Source organism: Nocardia sp. GCM10030253 (assembly GCF_042675075.1).
GTDB lineage: Bacteria > Actinomycetota > Actinomycetes > Mycobacteriales > Mycobacteriaceae > Nocardia.
Genome location: NZ_JBHTDL010000009.1, coordinates 1 through 18,281, shown reverse-complemented (window position 1 = coordinate 18,281; position 18,281 = coordinate 1). Strand labels below are relative to the sequence as shown.

Here is an 18,281-nt window from a genome sequence, read left to right as displayed (position 1 = left end):
ACCGCCAGGCTAAGCCAGCCGCGCAGACGCGAGCAGTGAGTATGGTCTGGGACGCCTGGGGCATTCCGGCCGGACACAAGCCACTTTCGGCGCAGATCCGGGCCCTGCTGGCACAGGTTTTCGGAGTGTCCGGCGACCCGGTGGCGCGCCGCGATGAGGGCGACGTTCCGCTGCGCGAGTCGGTGCTGACCCCTGCCCGACGAGACGGATTGGCCGAGGTGGTCGGTGCGGACAATGTTTCTGTCGACCACCATGATCGGTTGCTGCACGCGGGCGGAAAGAGCACCCCCGACCTCCTGCGCCGCCGCGCCGACGGGCCGCAGGAAGCACCGGATGCGGTCGTCTTCCCCGCCGACCACGAGCAGGTTCTCGCGGTACTGACCTATTGCGTCGAACACGCCATCGCGGTGGTCCCCTTCGGCGGCGGCACCAGCGTGGTCGGTGGCGTCGACCCGGTTCGCGGCCGCTTCGAGGCGGTCATCACGCTGGACCTGCGCCGCCTCGAGACCGTGGCGGACATCGATCCGGTCAGCGGCACGGCCACGCTCGGTGCCGGTCTCACCGGCCCGCGCGCCGAGGAATTGCTTGCCGCCCACGGGCTTTCGCTCGGTCACTTCCCGCAGAGCTTCGAATTCGCGAGCATCGGTGGGTTCGCCGCCACCCGGTCCTCCGGGCAGGCGTCCGCGGGCTACGGCCGCTTCGACGATATGGTCCAGCACCTGAAGATCGCCACGCCGAGCGGCACGCTGGAACTCGGCCGCGCCCCTGCCTCGGCCGCGGGTCCGGACCTGCGCGAACTGTTCGTCGGTTCGGAGGGCACCCTCGGCGTGATCACCGAGGTCACCCTGCGGGTGCATCAGGTACCGGAAACCATTGCCTATCGGGCTTGGTCGTTCCCCGACTTCGCAACCGGCGCCACCGCACTGCGTTCGGTGGTGCAGGCGGGTGCGGCGCCGACAGTACTTCGCCTCTCCGACGAGGTAGAGACCGGTGTCAACCTGGCCCGCTCCGCTGACGTAGGCGGCAATCCGGTGTCCGGCTGCCTGGCCATCACCACGTTCGAAGGCACCGAAGCCCATGTCGCAGCGCGCGGCGCCGAGGCGAGTGCGCTCTTGGCGGCAGCGGGTGGCACGGATTTGGGTGCGACCCCGGCTCAGGAGTGGGAGCACGGCCGCTTCGCCGCGCCCTACATGCGCGACGCGCTGCTCGATGTCGGAGTGCTGTGCGAAACCCTGGAGACCGCGACCATCTGGTCGAATCTCGACAATCTCAAGGCGAAGGTGACCGCGGCACTGACGGATTCGCTGGCCGGACAGGGCACGCCGCCACTGGTGATGTGCCACATCTCGCACACCTACCCGACCGGCGCCTCGCTGTACTTCACGATCATCGCCAAGCAACTCGACGATCCGATCGCGCAGTGGCACATCGCGAAGCAAGCCGTCGGCGACGCCATCGTGGCCGCGGGCGGCACCATCACCCACCATCACGCGGTCGGCACCGACCACCGCCCCTGGATGTCCGCCGAGGTGGGCGACCTGGGCGTCCGGGTATTGCGCGCGGTGAAACAGGAATTGGACCCCGCGGGGATCCTCAACCCCGGAAAGCTGGTCCCGTGATACAGGACTCGACACGCATCATCGGTGCGGTCACCGTGGTGACCAACCCCCAGTCCGGGGTCGGCAAGGGGCAGGACGTCGCGGCTGGCGCGCTCGCCCGGTTCGCCGAGCGTGGGGTCGAGGTCACCGAGGTGCGCGCGCCGTCGGCCGGCGAATCGGTTCGTCTGGTGCGGGAGTCGATCGCCGGCTCGGACCGCCGGCCGGACGCGGTGGTGTGCATCGGCGGGGACGGGCTGGTCAACGTCATTCTCGAGGCGCTGGCACAGACCGGCGTCCCGCTCGGGCTGGTGCCCGCGGGCACCGGCAACGACCTCGCCAGGGAACTCGGCGTCCCCACCGATGATCCGGTGGCCGCCGCGGATCTCGTGCTCGAAGGCCACACCCGGACCATCGATCTCGGCCGGATCGAATCGCCAGGGTCGGAGCCGATGTGGTTCGCCACGGTGGCGGGCACGGGATTCGACGCGCGAGTCACCTTGCGCGCCAACGATATGCGCTGGCCGAAGGGTCCGCTGCGGTACACGTTCGCGGCGCTGGCCGAGATCTCGGGCCGTTTCACCGTGCCCTACCGCATCGAGCTGGCGGGTGTGGCGCCCGGCGCACTGGACAATCCGGCGACGGACACGGTCGTGGAGACCGCGGCGGTCATGGTGGCGGTCGGCAATACCCGCACCTACGGCGGCGGCATGCTGATCTGTCCGGACGCGATCATGGACGACGGCTTGCTCGATCTGACCGTGGTCGGCGCCGTATCGCGACTGGACATGCTCCGCCTGCTCCCCGCGCTGTCGGCGGGCAAGCGGATCGACCACCCGGCCACCAAGCTGTATCGGGCCGCTCAGGTGACCCTGACCGCTCCGGGTGCCCCGGCTACCGCCGACGGCGAACCGGCGGGCACGCTGCCGGTCACTATCAGCGCCGTACCCGGCGCGCTCACTGTGCTGGTACCGCGCTAAAAGTCCGATCACTCGGCGGCGAACCCGACTCGGCGTATGCGGTCGACGTTGGTCCGGTCGATGATCACGATCGAACTCGGTGCCGGCCGCGGGACGTGGCCGGCACCGAGTTCGCGGATCAGTCGTCGCCAGCGATAGCAGTGCATGGTGAACGCGGGTCCGTTGATGCGGCGCCCGCGCGCCAACTGGCCGGCGCGGGCCGCGGTAGCCGGCACGTCGAGCAGGATCACATGCACTTCCCTGCGATACGCGGCGGCCCACCGTGCCAGCAGTCGCCGCGTCCACCCGAACGTGGCGCAGTCGTGGATCACCACCGGACCGGCGTTGTCGCGCAGCGCGTTTCGAATTCTGACGAAATGTGCGATATGCACGACAGGGCGCCACAGCAGGTAGGGCAACCAGCCGACCCGGTGTCGCCACCAGTTGCGAGTCTGGTTCGAATCGAGCACCACGGAACCCTCTGGTCCCTTCGTCGCCTGGTCGGCATCCGCTGCCGCACCGAAGAACATCCGCAGCGCGGTGCTCTTGCCCGCGCCGGGCACCCCGGCGACGATCAGCGCGGCCGACGCCGGATACCGCAGCTCATCGACGGTCCGTCCACGCAGATCGTGGACGGAATCCGGTGCGATGAAGGGCAATTCGGGTCCGGGTAGTTCGGGGACCTGCGGCGGCGATTCCGAGGAGACGATAGGCGGCCCGTCGAGCGGAGGGTTCACCCTTTCCAGCGTCCTCAGCCGAATTCGATTCGGCAACAGGGAAAACCCTGATTCTCGCTGAGAATTTCCTGATGACGCTAGGTCGTCGCGCGGCCGCTGGATCGCGCACGCAGGTGCATGCGTTCACCCTGACTGCCGAACAGGCTCAGAATCTCCACCGGTCCACGTCCCGCACTGCCGAACCAGTGCGGCTGTCTGGTGTCGAATTCGGCAGCTTCGCCAGGACCGAGGACGACATCGTGCTCGGCCAGGACCAGGCGCAATCGACCGGACAGCACGTAGAGCCACTCGAAGCCCTCATGGACACGAGGATCGGGTTCGGTGCGCTCGGCCGGGATGACCATCTTGAAGGCCTGCAGTGGTCCTGGTTGCCGGGTGAGCGGAATGATCGTGGCGCCGTCGACCTTTCGTGGTGTGGTGTGTACCCGCGGGTCCGCGATCTTCGGGGCGGCGACGAGTTCGTCCAGCGGCACCTGATGGGCGAGCGCGATCGGCAGCAGCAGCTCCAGGCTGGCTTTGCGCTGGCCGGATTCCAGGCGGGACAGGGTGCTCTTGGAGATCCCGGTGGCCTCCGACAGCGCGGTGAGCGTGACGTTGCGGTGCGTGCGCACCGCCTTGAGTCGTGGGCCGATGTCGGCCAGGGTCTGGGTGATGCCCGGCTGGATATTCATCCCACCAGTGCACTCTTGTTTCCCGGAATCGGCAATATTCGTTGCCGAAATCGCGCAGGCGACGGCAGGCTGACCTCGGATATGCATTGAGTGCGTCGAGAAGGCTGAGAATTACTTATGGATTCCATGGACCGGCCAGGATCGACGGTAAGCTCTCGGTTGTAGGCGGAGTGTTCGGTGTCCCTCATCCACCGAAGACTCCGCCTTTTTTCTGTGCCTGGTGGCCTGTGTGAGCTCGCCGAGCCTGGCCACTAGAATCGTCGGGTGACCAGCGCAGCCTCTGACAACTCGCGTAATCGTGCCGATGCCCTCCCCAAGAGCTGGACCCCCAGCGAAGTGGAGGCCGAGATGTACGAGCGCTGGGTAGCCGCCGGTTATTTCACCGCCGACACCTCGAGCGACAAGCCCGGTTACTCGATCGTGCTGCCGCCGCCGAATGTCACCGGCAGTCTGCACATGGGTCACGCGCTGGACCACACCCTGATGGACACCCTCTCGCGCCGCAAGCGCATGCAGGGCTACGAGGTGCTGTGGCTGCCCGGCATGGATCACGCGGGCATTGCCACGCAGACCATCGTGGAAAAGCAGCTCGCGGTCGACGGCAAGACCAAAGAGGACTTCGGCCGCGAACTGTTCATCGACAAGGTCTGGGACTGGAAGCGCGAGTCCGGTGGCGCCATCCAGTGGCAGATGCGCGCGCTCGGCGACGGTGTCGACTGGAGCCGCGACCGGTTCACCATGGACGACGGCCTGTCCAGAGCCGTGCAGACCATTTTCAAGCGTCTTTTCGACGCAGGCCTGATCTACCGTGCCGAGCGGCTGGTCAACTGGTCGCCGGAACTGCGCACCGCCATCTCCGACATCGAGGTCAAGCACGAGGACGTCGCGGGTGAGCTGATCTCACTGCGCTACGGCTCGTTCGATGACAACGAGCCGCACGTGATCGTGGCAACGACCCGTGTGGAGACCATGCTCGGCGACACCGCCGTCGCCGTGCACCCGGACGACCCGCGGTACCAGGCCCTGATCGGCACCACCCTCTACCACCCGATCACCGGACGTCAGATCCCGATTGTCGCCGACGACTACGTCGACCCCGAATTCGGTTCCGGCGCAGTGAAGATCACCCCCGCGCACGATCCGAACGACTTCGAGATGGGGCTGCGGCACAATCTGCCGATGCCGACGATCATGGACGAGCGCGGCAGAATTTCTGGTACCGGTACCGAATTCGACGGCATGGACCGGTTCGAGGCCAGGGTCAAGGTGCGCGAGCGCCTGGCCACCGAGGGCCGCATCGCGGCCGAGAAGCGGCCCTATATGCACAGCGTCGGGCACTCCGAGCGCAGCGGCGAGGCGATCGAGCCGCGGCTTTCGATGCAGTGGTGGGTCAAGGTCGAGGCGCTGGCCAAGGCGGCCGGTGACGCGGTTCGCAACGGCGACACCGTGATTCACCCGGCCAGCCAGGAGCCGCGCTGGTTCGACTGGGTCGACAACATGCACGACTGGACCATCTCGCGGCAGCTGTGGTGGGGCCACCGCATCCCGATCTGGTACGGCCCCGAGGGCGAAGTGGTGTGCGTCGGCCCGGACGAGACCGCGCCCGAGGGCTGGGTGCAGGACCCCGATGTGCTCGACACCTGGTTCTCCTCAGGTCTGTGGCCGTTCTCCACCATGGGCTGGCCGGACTCCACCGAGGAACTTCAGAAGTTCTATCCGACAAGCGTGCTCGTCACCGGTTACGACATCCTGTTCTTCTGGGTGGCCAGGATGATGATGTTCGGCACCTTCGTCTCCGACGACCCGGTGCTCACCTCGGGCAAGGACGGTGCGAAGCAGGTGCCGTTCAAGGACGTGTTCCTGCACGGCCTCATTCGCGACCAGTTCGGCAAGAAGATGTCGAAGTCGCGCGGCAACGGCATCGACCCGCTGGACTGGATCAGGTCCTATGGCGCGGACGCGCTGCGCTTCACCCTGGCCCGCGGCGCCCAGCCCGGTGGCGATCTTTCGGTCGGCGAACCGCACGCGCTCGCTTCGCGCAGCTTCGTGACAAAGCTCTTCAACGCCACCAAGTTCGCGTTGATGAACGGCGCGCACACTGGCGAGCTGCCCGCGCGTGCCGAACTCACCGATGCCGATCGCTGGATCATCGACCGGCTCGAACAGGTACGCGCCGAAGTGGATTCGGCGTTCGACGCCTACGAGTTCGGCAAGGCGTGCGAGGCGCTCTACCACTTTGCCTGGGACGAATTGTGCGACTGGTACCTGGAATTGGCCAAGGTGCAGTTCGCCGCGGAGGGCGCGCGCGCCGAGTCGACCGCCGTGGTGCTCGGCAACGTCCTCGACGCGGTGCTGCGACTGCTGCATCCGGTGATCCCGTTCGTCACCGAATCGTTGTGGCAGGCACTGACCGACGGTGAGTCTGTCGTCATCGCCGCATGGCCGCAGGCCACCGGCGTGCCGACCGATGAGACCTCGGCGCAGCGTATTTCGGACGCGCAGCGGTTGATCACCGAGATCCGCCGGTTCCGCAGCGACCAGGGTCTCGCCGACAAGCAGAAGGTCGCGGCCAAACTGATCGGCCTCGACTCGGCGGGCCTCACCGAGCAACAGGCCTCGGTGGCCAACCTGGCCAGGCTCACCGAGCCCGGCGACGATTTCGCGGCGACTGCGTCCCTGGAGATCCGGCTGAGCGCGGCAAATGTCACCGTGGAGCTGGACACCTCCGGTTCTGTGGACCTGGACGCCGAACGTCGCCGCCTGGAGAAAGACCTGGCCGCCGCCGAGAAGGACCTGGCGGCCACCACGGCCAAACTCGGCAACGAGGCTTTCCTCGCCAAGGCGCCGGAACCGGTGGTCGACAAGATCAAGGGCCGACGCGATGTCGCCGAGTCCGAAGTCACCCGCATCAGCGCCCGACTCGCGGAATTGAGCGCCAAATGAACGCCGAACCGGAACCGCAGTACGACGACGACGGGTCGCCGATCCCCGCCACCCGGCTGGGTTCGGGGCCCTCGCCTGTCGACCTGGCCGAAATGGCCTTGGTGGAGGCAGAGCTCGATCGGCGCTGGCCGGAAACGAAAATCGAGCCCTCGCTCACCCGCATCTCCACCCTGATGGATCTGCTCGCATCGCCGCAGCAGCACTATCCGGCGATCCACGTCGCGGGCACCAACGGCAAGACCTCGGTGACCAGGATGATCGACGCACTGCTCACCGCACTGCATCGGCGCACCGGTCGGCTCACCAGCCCACACCTGCAGTTGGCGACCGAGCGGATCAGCATCGACAACAAGCCGATCACGCCCGCGCAGTACGTGGCGACCTACCGTGAGCTGCTGCCCTACATCGAGATGATCGACAAGCAGTCCGCCGCCGCGGGCGGCCCCGCGATGAGCAAGTTCGAACTGCTCACCGGTATGGCCTTCGCGGCCTTCGCCGAGGCGCCGGTCGATGTCGCGATCGTCGAGACCGGCATGGGCGGCACCTGGGATGCGACCAATGTGATCGACGGGCAGGTCGCGGTGATCACCCCGATCGGCCTCGACCACACCGATTACCTCGGCCCCGACCTCACCTCCATCGCGGGGGAGAAGGCCGGGATCATCAAACGTGCGCCGGAGAGCCTGATTCCGCGCGACACCGTCGCGGTGATCGCCGAACAGGAACCCGAGGCCATGGAGGTGCTGCTGCGCCGCGCCGTCGAGGTCGACGCAGCGGTGGCCCGCGAGGGCTCGGAGTTCCGGGTACTGGCCCGGCAGATCGCGGTCGGCGGCCAGCAGCTCGAACTGCAAGGCCTCGGTGGGGTGTACGACGAGATCTTCCTGCCGCTGCACGGCGAACACCAGGCGCGCAATGCCGTGCTCGCGCTCGCGGCGGTCGAGGCGTTCTTCGGCGCGGGCGCGGACCGCCAGCTCGACATCGACGCGATCCGAGCCGGTTTCGCGAGCGTCACGAGCCCGGGCAGGCTCGAACGCATGCGCAGCGCGCCGACAATCTTCATCGACGCCGCGCACAACCCCGCTGGCGCCAAGGCGCTTGCCGCGACGCTCACCACCGAGTTCGACTTCCGCAAATTGGTCGGCGTGGTCGGGGTATTCAGCGATAAGGACGCCGCGGGCATCCTCGAGGCGCTGGAGCCCGTCCTCGACGAGATCGTCGTCACCAGCAACGGATCACCCCGCGCCATGGATGTAGACACTCTCGCCAACCTTGCCGTGCAGCGCTTCGGCGACGAGCGAGTCGTCACCGCCGAGACGCTGCCCGACGCCCTCGAAACGGCCATCGCACTGGCCGAGGAGGTCGGCGAGCCCGGCGAGATGGTGTCCGGCGCCGGTGTCGTGGTGACCGGTTCGGTGGTCACCGCGGGCGCGGCCCGCGCGCTGTTCGGAAAGGACCCGGCGTGAGTATCCGGCCGGGAGGCGGCAGCCTGCGTAACCACGCATGGCCCGCGAATGCCGAATAAGGAGACAGCATGACTGAGGCAACCGGCGGTGGTGTCGAGCCCGAGCGGCCCGACGGCGATCAGGCGGCGCCGACCGCCCCCGACCCGTGGAAGGGTCTGCGCGGCGTCATGGCCGGCACGCTGATCCTCGAGGCCATCACGGTGCTGCTCGCCCTCCCCGTGGTCGGGGCCGTCGGCGGCGGGGTCGACTGGTTCTCCGGTAGCTACCTCGTGATCCTGGCCTTGGTGATGATCCTCGGCGCCGGACTCCAGCGCCGCCCGTGGGCTGTCCCGTTCAACCTCGCCCTTCAGGCGCTGCTGATCCTCGGCGTCTTCATCCACCTCTCCATCGGCATCATGGGAATTCTGTTCGCCGTGCTGTGGGGCTTCATCCTGGTCCTGCGCCACGACGTCAAGCGCCGCATGGACCTCGGTCTGCTTCCGAGCCAGCGTATTCAGCGCTCCTCCTGATCGGCACCGCCTGCGTCGAAGGGCGACTTACGGCACTGCCGGTACGGCCTGTGTCCCTGAACCTTGTCTGTTCGCGAACGCGTCGGCGCACTCGTAGCGATCGTCTGGCAGACCACCGATTATCGGGCGCGGATGCCGGCCTATAGGCTGTGCGCCGTGACTGAGCAGACGTTGGTACTCATCAAGCCGGACGCCGTGGCCCGTGGCCTGGTCGGCGAGGTGCTGGCCCGGATCGAGCGCAAGGGGCTGAAGATTGTCGCCCTGGAGCTGAAGCAGGTGTCCGAAGAGGTGGCTCGCGGCCACTACGCCGAGCATGCCGAGAAGCCGTTCTTCGGTTCGTTGATCGAGTTCATCACCTCGGGCCCGGTCGTCGCGGCCATCCTGGAGGGCCCGCGCGCCATCGCGGCATTCCGGCAGATCGCCGGCGGCACCGATCCGGTCGAGAAGGCCGTGCCCGGCAGCATTCGCGGCGACTTCGCGCTGGAGACCCAGGAGAACCTGGTGCACGGCTCCGACTCGCAGGAATCGGCCAAGCGCGAGATTGCCCTCTGGTTCCCCGAGTTCCCGGCCTGATACCCATAGACGCAGTGCCCTCGGCGTACGGCGGAACCGAGCGTCAGCGAGGTGAAGTACCGAGCGTCAGCGAGGTGAAGTCGTGCGCCGATGGCGAACTGTCGGCGCACGATGTGGGATACTGGCACTGGATGCAACCGATATCGACTGTTCGCGCTGGTACGCGAGTGATCGGTGACGGAAGCAACCGGATGACACCGCGGTTCGATGCCGATCATCGCTGCCACGGACAAACAGCCTGGTTATTGGGGGTTGATTGTTCGCGTCGGCACGCTGGATGAGCGCTCGGCTCCGTGGAGTTCAGCCAATTAGCCAGGCGCCGCGTGACCAGTTAGCCCGACGAATATCCATGGTGATAACCGGGCATGCGGGGCGAGACCACATGACCTTGCGTCAACCGCGTGAGGCGAACGATTAGTGCCCCCGCGTCGGCCGCGTCACTTCTGCCAGGAGGGACGCGCCCGGGGGTCCCGAGGAGACTTCGTGGCCGATCAAGAGCCGCTGGAAACAACATCACAGGATGCCGAACAATTGCCGGAGCGAATCCGAGTCCACGCGCTTGCCAAGCTGCTGGGAGTGACGAGTAAGCGCATCCTGGCCAAGCTCACCGAGTTGGGGTCCGACGCGCGCAGTGCGCAGTCGAACGTCGATAGAGCGGTTGCGGAGACTGTCCGCGACTCGCTCGCCGAGCCCGACGCTGCCGTCACGGCGCCCGAGGCCACCGCCTCCGTGCCCGAGGCGACCGCCTCCACGCCGGAGCCTGCTCCGGCCAGAGAGCCAGGGCTGCTCTTCTCCGCACCGGACCCGGTGATCGATCAGTCCGGGTCGGCGACTTCCGGCGCGGTCCAGCCCGCGCACCAGCCGTCGGTGCAGCTGTTCACGCACCTGGACCGGGAGGAGCCGCACGTCGTGGCTCCTGCCGTGTTCGAGGCCGCCGCCACGGTGCAGGCACCACTGTTCCTGCCGCCGGACGCGGCCGCCGCCGAACAGACGCGGCGCAAGCGTCGTGTCGAGCGGGATACCCGGCGCACCGAAGAGCCTCCGGTCGAGGTGCCCGAGGTGATCGAGGACGAGGTCGACACCTCCGAAGACGACCAGGAGTCGCCCGACCAGCAGGGTGATGCCGACGGTCAGCCACGCCGCAGGCGTCGTGGTCGTCGTGGCCGTGGTCGCGGTCGCGGTGAACAGCCGAGCGATGCCGACGGTGACGAGCACGACACCGCGGACTCCGATACCGACACCGACGACGAGCAGGCCGCCGAGCCGCGCGACGACGCCGAGCCTGCCGATACCACCGACGAAGCGTCCGAGTCCGATGAAGACGAGGCCGACCTGCCGGAGGGCTCCACCCGCCGTCGCCGTCGCCGCCGTCGCCGCAAGGTGGCAGGCGAGGGCGCCGAGTCCGAAGCCACCTCCGAAGACGATCCGCCGAACACCGTCGTGCATGAGCGCGAACCGCGGAACAAGAGCCGCAGCCGCGCCTCCGCGCCCGACGAGGTGCAGGGCATCACCGGTTCCACCCGGCTGGAGGCCAAGCGTCAGCGCCGGCGCGACGGCCGCGAGGCCGGTCGCCGTCGTCCGCCGATCCTGACCGAGTCGGAGTTCCTGGCTCGCCGTGAGGCGGTGGACCGGGTGATGGTGGTGCGCGAGAAGGCGTTCCCCGACCACCCGACCGCCACCCAGGTCGCGGTGCTCGAGGACAGCATCCTGGTCGAGCACTTCGTCACCAGCACCGGTTCCGCGTCGATGGTCGGCAACGTCTACCTCGGCAAGGTGCAGAACGTGCTGCCTAGCATGGAGGCGGCGTTCGTCGACATCGGCCGCGGCCGCAACGGTGTGCTGTACGCCGGTGAAGTGAACTGGGAGGCCGCCGGGCTCGGCGGCAAGGAACGCAAGATCGAGCAGGCGCTCAAGCCCGGCGATCAGGTGCTCGTTCAGGTGAGCAAGGACCCGGTCGGGCACAAGGGCGCCCGACTGACCACGCAGATCAGCCTGGCTGGTCGCTTCCTGGTGTACGTGCCTGGCGGCTCGTCCACCGGTATCAGCCGCAAGCTGCCCGACACCGAGCGCAAGCGGCTCAAGGAGATCCTGCGCGACATCGTGCCCGCCGACGCAGGCGTGATCATTCGCACCGCGTCCGAGGGGGTCGCCGAGGACGAGTTGGCTCGCGACGTCGAGCGGCTGCAGGCGACGTGGCGCACCATCGAGAAGGCCGCCGAAGGCAAGGACTCCGGCGCGCCGAAGACCCTGTACGAAGAGCCCGACCTGTTGGTGAAGGTCATCCGCGACCTGTTCAACGAGGACTTCTCCAAGCTCGTCATCGAAGGTGACCGGGCATGGAGCACCGTCGAGAAGTACATCGGCACCGTCGCGCCGGACCTGCTCGCCAGGGTCTCCCGGCACGACAACAACGGCGTCGACGTATTCGAGACCCACCGGATCGACGAGCAGCTCGCGAAGGCGCTCGATCGCAAGGTGTGGCTGCCTTCGGGCGGCACCCTGGTGATCGACCGCACCGAAGCGATGACGGTGGTCGACGTCAACACCGGCAAGTTCACCGGTGCCGGCGGCAGCAATCTCGAAGAGACGGTCACCCGCAACAACCTGGAGGCAGCCGAGGAGATCGTGCGCCAGATGCGGCTGCGCGATATCGGCGGCATGATCGTCGTCGACTTCATCGACATGGTGCTCGAGTCCAACCGCGATCTGGTCCTGCGTCGACTGACCGAGGCGCTCGGCCGCGACCGGACTCGCCATCAGGTCTCCGAGGTGACCTCGCTCGGCCTGGTGCAGATGACTCGCAAGAAGCTGGGCACCGGTCTGGTGGAGGCCTTCTCCACCACCTGTGAGCATTGCCACGGCCGCGGCATCCTGGTGCACGCCTATCCGGTGGAGTCGTCCGCCGGCGAGGACAGTGCTGCCAAGAGCCGGGAGACCGGCTCGCGCAGGCGCCGGGGCCGGGACAAGGGTGCGGCGCCCGCACCCGCCGCGACCAACGGCACCGCGCCGGTGACCGAGGCCGTCGAGGAGGATGCCGCCGTCAAGCGGGCGCATCCGGTCGCGTTGGCGATGGCCGCGCACCACGGTGATGCGCCCGACGCCGAGGGCGAAGCGTTCGAGGTGGCCGAAGCCGAGACCGCTGTCACGGAAGCCGTGGCGGCCGAGGTCATGGCCGCGGAGCCGGCCGGAACCGTTGCCGCGGTGACCGAGGAGTCCGTGGCCACCGAGGTCGAGGTGAGCGAGCCGGTCGCGGTCGTCGGGGAGCCGGAAGCCCCGGCACCTGTCGCTGCGCCGGTGCCTGCTGCTGCCGGACCGGTGGGCAACGGAGTCCCCGAGTCGGTCGCACCGCGTACGACCGGTCGTAGGCGCAGGGTGGCCCGTTCGGCCGCCGCGCCCGCAGCCGACAGCAGTGGTGCCGTGTTCGTACTGTCAGCGGACCAGCCGCCCGCGGCGCCGGTTGTGGACTTCACGGCCGAGGCTCCGGTGGAAGTGCCCGTGCGCAAGACGCGCCGTCGGGCCGCGGGACGTCCCGCGGGACCGCCGGTGGACGAGGCGAACTGACCGGTCCGAGCTGATCGGACCGCGCCGAACGACCGAGACCCCCGTCACGATGGTGACGGGGGTCTCGTATTTCGGGCCTGCCGGACCTGTTCGATGGACGCCGGTTTGGACCGGGTGGTAGGCGTCCTGTAATCTCGAACAGTCGCTGCCCGGCGACAGCGTTCTACTGCGCTGTGTTTGTGACTCGGCCCCGAAGCCGAGGGCCTTCAGGTTTGCTGAGGCGGCGGTGACTACCAGACCAGAGTGCTGTGGTTTCCAAGCGGATTATCCGGGTGGGAGCATGCAGCCGCGTGAGCACTAGCCGCGCGCATTACAGGAAGAGGGCAGCCGACCGATGGCAACGTACGCGATCGTCAAGACCGGCGGAAAGCAGTACAAGGTCGCGGTCGGTGACCTGGTGAAGGTCGAGAAGATCGAGGGTGCGCCGGGTACTTCCGTGGCGCTGGCCCCGGTTCTCGTCGTCGATGGCGCCGAGCTGACCACCGATGGGGCCAAGCTGGCCAAGGTCTCCGTGGCCGCCGAGGTCGTCGAGCAGACCAAGGGCCCGAAGATCCGCATCCACAAGTTCAAGAACAAGACCGGCTACCACAAGCGGCAGGGCCACCGTCAGCCGCTGACGGTCATCAAGGTCACCGGCATCAAGTAAGCCTCCTCGATTTCGAGTTACTTCACAGGAGTTCAGAAATGGCACATAAGAAGGGTGCGTCCAGCTCCCGCAACGGTCGCGATTCGAACGCCCAGCGACTCGGCGTCAAGCGCTTCGGCGGCCAGGCCGTCAAGGCAGGCGAGATCCTGGTTCGTCAGCGTGGCACCCACTTCCACCCCGGCGTGAACGTCGGCCGTGGCGGTGACGACACCCTGTTCGCTCTCGCGGCAGGCGCGGTCGAGTTCGGCAGCAAGCGTGGCCGCAAGACCATCAACATCGTCGTCCCGGAGCCGGTTCAGGCCTGACCGCCTAGCCAATCCAGACAACAGCCGAGCGGGTCAGGGTGACAACCCTGGCCCGTTTTCGCGTTCTCGAACGATCGCGTCGGCACCGACAACCAACCACCGAGGAGGATGATTCGGCATATGTCCAAATTCATCGACCGTGTCGTATTGCACGTGCATGCGGGCAAGGGTGGTCACGGTTGTGCCTCCGTGCGCCGCGAAAAGTTCATGCCGCTAGGGGGGCCCGACGGCGGTAACGGCGGTCGCGGTGGGGACGTCGTCCTCGAGGTCGACCCCAACGTGCACACCCTGCTGGACTTCCACTTCCACCCGCACGCCAAGGCCGGCAACGGCAAGCCGGGCGAGGGCAGCAACCGCGACGGCAAGCAAGGCGGGGATCTGCTGCTCAAGGTGCCCGACGGCACCGTGGTGCTCGACAACGACGGCAAGGTCCTCATCGACCTCGTCGGTGCGGGCAACAAGTTCATCGTGGCCCGCGGTGGTCGTGGCGGCCTCGGCAATGCGGCACTCGCGTCCAAGGCGCGCAAGGCTCCCGGTTTCGCCCTGCTCGGCGAGGACGGTGAGGAAGGCGATCTGGTTCTCGAGCTCAAATCGCTCGCCGATGTCGGCCTGGTCGGGTTTCCGTCGGCGGGCAAGTCCTCGCTGGTGTCGGTGCTCTCGGCGGCCAAGCCGAAGATCGCGGACTACCCCTTCACCACGCTGGTGCCCAACCTCGGCGTGGTCGCCAGTGGGGACACCACGTTCGTCATCGCCGATGTGCCCGGGCTGATCCCTGGAGCCAGTGAGGGCCGCGGGCTCGGACTGGAATTCCTGCGCCATCTGGAGCGGTGCGCGGTGCTCGCGCATGTCGTCGACTGCGCCACGTTGGAGCCCGGTCGTGATCCGGTGTCCGATGTCGACGCGCTGGAGGCAGAGCTCGCGGCCTACAAGTCCATGCTCAACGCCGATACCGGGCTCGGTGACCTGGCCGATCGGCCGCGTGTGGTCATCCTGAACAAGATCGATGTGCCCGATGCCGCCGAGCTGGCGGAGATGGTGACCGCCGAGTTCACCGCCCGCGGCTGGCCCGTGTTCGAGATCTCGGCGGTGAGCCGAGCGGGCTTGCGGCCCTTGACCTTCGCTCTCGCCGATATGGTGCTGAAGTACCGTGAGGCGCATCCGAAGGCCGCGCCAGCACGCCCGGTGATCAGGCCGATCGCGGCGAACGAGACCGGTTTCAGCGTGATCGCCGATCCCGACGAGCCGGGCGGCTTCATCGTGCGTGGCAGCCAGCCCGAGCGGTGGGTGCGCCAGACCCAGTTCGACAACGACGAAGCGGTGGGCTACCTCGCCGACCGGCTCGCCCGCCTCGGTGTCGAGGACGCGCTCGTGAAGCAGGGTGCCGAGCCCGGAGCGCCGGTCACCATCGGCGACGTGACCTTCGAGTGGGAGCCGCAGATCTCGGCGGGCGTCGATATGGTGCCGACCGGCCGCGGCACCGACCTGCGACTGGAGCAGAACGATCGGATCGGCGCTGCCGAGCGCAAGCACGCGTCGCGAGTGCGCCGTGGTCTGGTGAAAGAGGACGAGGAACAGGAATGATGCCCGGGGGCGCAGGGACGGCCGCCATGTCATTCCGGCAGGTGTCGGGATTCAGTGGTGAGCGTTGGGGTTCCGGCGTTTCCGGTCAAGACGAGGTGAAACGGCGAGGTTCCTCGTCGTTGCAGCGGACGCCGGGATCCGTGGGTGTCGTCCGCGGCTCGGTGTCGTGCAGGTCTACGGTGTGTTCTGTTGCGGTACAGGGAGTTCGGTTGCCATGCAGGTGAGTTCTGGCATCGCCGCGGCGATGTCACAAGACGGTCTGAGTGAGGCCCGGCTTGCGATCGCCTCGGCGCGCAGTGTGGTGGTGAAGATCGGTTCGTCCGCGCTCACCAGCCTGAAGGGCGGGCTGGATACCATGCGCCTCGATCGGCTCGCCGATGCTGTAGAGGCGCGGATGCGCGCCGGATCCGAAGTGGTCGTGGTGTCCTCGGGTGCGATCGGCGCGGGCATCGCTCCGCTCGGCCTGACCAGCCGCCCGCGTGATCTGGCCACCAAGCAGGCCGCCGCCAGTGTCGGCCAGCTGGCGCTCGCGCACGCGTGGGGCACCTCGTTCTCCAGGTACGGCCGTACCGTCGGGCAGGTGCTGCTCAGTGCCGACGACTTCTCCCGCCGCGAGCATCACCGCAACGCACAACGCACTCTGGACCGGTTGCGTTCGCTCGGCGCCGTCGCCGTGGTGAACGAAAACGATACTGTCGCAACGGAAGAGATCCGATTCGGCGACAACGACCGGCTCGCCGCACTGGTCGCCCACCTGGTCGGCGCCGACGCGCTGATCCTGCTCTCCGACGTGGAGGGTCTCTACGACGGCGACCCGCGCAAGGGCGCGGCGAACTTCATCCCCGAGGTCCGCAGCAGCGCCGACCTCGACGGCGTGATCGCAGGCAGCGGTGGCGCTCTCGGCACCGGCGGGATGGCCTCGAAGCTGTCCGCGGCACGCCTGGCCGCCGACGCGGGCGTACCCGTGCTGCTCGCGGCCGCGACCGAGGCCGCCACCGCACTGACCACCGGCACCGTCGGTACGGCCTTCGCCGCCCGCCCGGTCCGCCTGTCCGCCCGCAAATTCTGGGTTCGCCACGCCGCCGACAGCCGCGGCGCCGTCCTCATCGACGAGGGCGCGGTCCAAGCAGTAGCCCACCGCCGCCGCTCCTTACTAGCCGCAGGCATCACCGGCGTCCGCGGCCGCTTCCACGGCGGCGACGTAGTAGACCTCGTAGCCCCCGACAACCGCGTAATAGCCCGCGGCGTAATCGAATACGACAGCACCGAACTCTCCAGCATGCTGGGCCGCTCCACCACCGAACTCCCAGACACCATGCAACGCCCCGTAATCCACGCCGACGACCTGGTCAACACCTAACCCACTCCCACGCCGGTGCAATCCGCCGTCGCCCGGTCGTCCCAGCACCCCTTGCCGCAACTGGACACCCTGTCCAGCTATCACAAGAGGTGTTCGGTTTGTCGAAAGTGGGGATCTTGGGGTTCACGTCGATTTGTGTGCGCTCGTTTTTGCCCAGTGGTTGCTACGCAACCACAGCCAGTCCTCACGCCGGAAGCCATGTGCCTGCCTACCCAGGTTGCGGAAGACCAAGCCGGGTACGGCACACGACGTGCCCAGCACTGCCCGCAACACCGCCGGGACGTGAGCTCGGTCTACTAAACCGGGGCACGCTCCCCACAGCTCTGGCTTACTCCGGTGAGTTCTACCGGGGCAACCTCAAGCAAGCGAGCTCGACCGACCCAACCCAGGACAAACTCCCCAACACCGGCTGCCCTCACCACCTAAAACGCCTGAAACGCAACCACAGCCAGTCCTCACGCTGGAAGCCGTGCACCTGCCTACCCAGGTTGCGGAAGACCAAGTCGGGTACGGCACACGACGTGCCCAGCACTGCCCGCAACACCGCCGGGACGTGAGCTCGGTCTACCAAACCGGGGCACGCTACCCACTGCTCTGGCTTCCTCTTGTGGGTTCCAGCGGGGCACGTCAGGGGTGGTCAGCTCGGTTTACGGAACCCAGCGCGCGCACCCCAGTTTTGGCTGCAGCCTGGGGTTTACCGGGGGCAGTGCTGGGCACGTCGGGTGCCGTACCCGACTTGCTCTTCCGCAGCCTTTCGAGGCAGGCACACGGCTTCCAGCGTGAGGACTGGCTGTGGTTGCGTTCTCGAGCGGTAAAAGAAATCCGTCCTCACACCCCGTGTCGTGACCGCGCACCCGGTGTACGGGGTGTGCGGTTGTGGCGCGGGGTGTTCGGACACCAGTTTGGCCTTCGGCAGCCTTGGATGCAGGCGCACGGCTTCCGGTGTTGGTTGTGTTTCCGAGCCCGCACAACCTCCCGCTAACCGGCACAACCCAATTGCCACGGCAGCCGCACCCCGTGTCATAACTGGACACCCCGTGTAGCGGGTGTCTGGTTGCGACAAGGGGTGCGGGGTACGGGGGGTGGGGCGAGAAGTGTTGGCTACGAACGATCTTGGGGTCATGTGGTGGATGGGTGGAGGAGGGGAGTGGTTACTTGTGCGGCGTGGGGATGACGCCGGGCTGGTTGGTGGTCGAAGGTGGTCGCTGGTCTTGGTCTTCTGTGACGGGGCCGGTGACGCCGGGCTGGCCGCCCGGGTCGATGAGCGGAGGAGTGGGTTCTCCCGGCTGGGGAGCCGGATGCTCCGGGGCGGGGGGTGGCTCGGGTGGCGGTGCCTGTTGTGTCGGTGGGGCGGGTGGAGGGGATGGCTCCGGCTGTG

13 protein-coding genes are annotated in these 18,281 nt (G+C 67.6%); 11 read left to right on the top strand and 2 right to left on the bottom strand.

Annotated elements, in window-relative coordinates; translation table 11 throughout:
- Nucleotides 1–41: 41 nt before the first annotated feature.
- Complete coding sequence (locus ACFQZZ_RS20880) at nt 42–1,619, top strand: FAD-binding oxidoreductase (protein ID WP_378684068.1); 1,578 nt, start codon at nt 42–44, stop codon at nt 1,617–1,619.
- The gene (locus tag ACFQZZ_RS20875) at nt 1,616–2,575 is read left to right on the top strand and encodes a diacylglycerol kinase (RefSeq protein ID WP_378683244.1); all 960 of its coding nucleotides are present in this window, start codon (nt 1,616–1,618) and stop codon (nt 2,573–2,575) included. The genes ACFQZZ_RS20880 and ACFQZZ_RS20875 overlap by 4 nt, the downstream gene beginning before the upstream one ends.
- Before the next feature lie 8 nt (nt 2,576–2,583).
- Here ACFQZZ_RS20875 and ACFQZZ_RS20870 read toward each other — a convergent pair whose 3' ends face one another.
- Nucleotides 2,584–3,291, bottom strand: a complete 708-nt coding sequence (locus ACFQZZ_RS20870; RefSeq protein WP_378683242.1) for a hypothetical protein — start codon at nt 3,289–3,291, stop codon at nt 2,584–2,586.
- Between the two features lie 77 nt (nt 3,292–3,368).
- Complete coding sequence (locus tag ACFQZZ_RS20865; protein ID WP_378683239.1) at nt 3,369–3,962, bottom strand: helix-turn-helix domain-containing protein; 594 nt, start codon at nt 3,960–3,962, stop codon at nt 3,369–3,371.
- Nucleotides 3,963–4,226: 264 nt separating this feature from the next.
- Between ACFQZZ_RS20865 and ACFQZZ_RS20860 the strand changes: the two genes are divergently transcribed.
- The 9 genes from ACFQZZ_RS20860 (at nt 4,227) to proB (ending at nt 16,903) form a co-directional block, all read left to right on the top strand.
- Nucleotides 4,227–6,905 carry a valine--tRNA ligase gene (locus tag ACFQZZ_RS20860; RefSeq protein ID WP_378683236.1) on the top strand — a complete coding sequence of 893 codons (2,679 nt, stop codon included), beginning with the start codon at nt 4,227–4,229 and terminating at the stop codon, nt 6,903–6,905.
- Nucleotides 6,906–6,997: 92 nt separating this feature from the next.
- Nucleotides 6,998–8,368, top strand: coding sequence for a bifunctional folylpolyglutamate synthase/dihydrofolate synthase (locus ACFQZZ_RS20855; protein WP_378684066.1), 1,371 nt, complete (start codon nt 6,998–7,000; stop codon nt 8,366–8,368).
- A 68-nt stretch (nt 8,369–8,436) separates the two neighbouring features.
- Nucleotides 8,437–8,877 (top strand): DUF4233 domain-containing protein, encoded by a 441-nt coding sequence (locus ACFQZZ_RS20850; RefSeq protein ID WP_378683233.1) that lies wholly within the window; start codon nt 8,437–8,439, stop codon nt 8,875–8,877.
- Between the two features lie 156 nt (nt 8,878–9,033).
- A complete protein-coding gene (gene ndk, locus ACFQZZ_RS20845; RefSeq protein ID WP_378683230.1) occupies nt 9,034–9,450 on the top strand; it encodes a nucleoside-diphosphate kinase in 417 nt (138 codons plus the stop codon).
- Between the two features lie 483 nt (nt 9,451–9,933).
- Complete coding sequence (locus ACFQZZ_RS20840) at nt 9,934–13,011, top strand: translation initiation factor IF-2 N-terminal domain-containing protein (RefSeq protein ID WP_378683227.1); 3,078 nt, start codon at nt 9,934–9,936, stop codon at nt 13,009–13,011.
- Between the two features lie 334 nt (nt 13,012–13,345).
- A complete protein-coding gene (gene rplU / locus ACFQZZ_RS20835) occupies nt 13,346–13,657 on the top strand; it encodes a 50S ribosomal protein L21 (RefSeq protein WP_378683224.1) in 312 nt (103 codons plus the stop codon).
- Nucleotides 13,658–13,695: 38 nt separating this feature from the next.
- A complete protein-coding gene (gene rpmA / locus ACFQZZ_RS20830) occupies nt 13,696–13,962 on the top strand; it encodes a 50S ribosomal protein L27 (RefSeq protein WP_378683221.1) in 267 nt (88 codons plus the stop codon).
- 120 nt (nt 13,963–14,082) lie between these two features.
- Nucleotides 14,083–15,543, top strand: coding sequence for a GTPase ObgE (gene obgE / locus ACFQZZ_RS20825; RefSeq protein WP_378683218.1), 1,461 nt, complete (start codon nt 14,083–14,085; stop codon nt 15,541–15,543).
- A gap of 244 nt (nt 15,544–15,787) precedes the next feature.
- Nucleotides 15,788–16,903 (top strand): glutamate 5-kinase, encoded by a 1,116-nt coding sequence (gene proB / locus ACFQZZ_RS20820; RefSeq protein WP_378684064.1) that lies wholly within the window; start codon nt 15,788–15,790, stop codon nt 16,901–16,903.
- Nucleotides 16,904–18,281 lie beyond the last annotated feature (1,378 nt).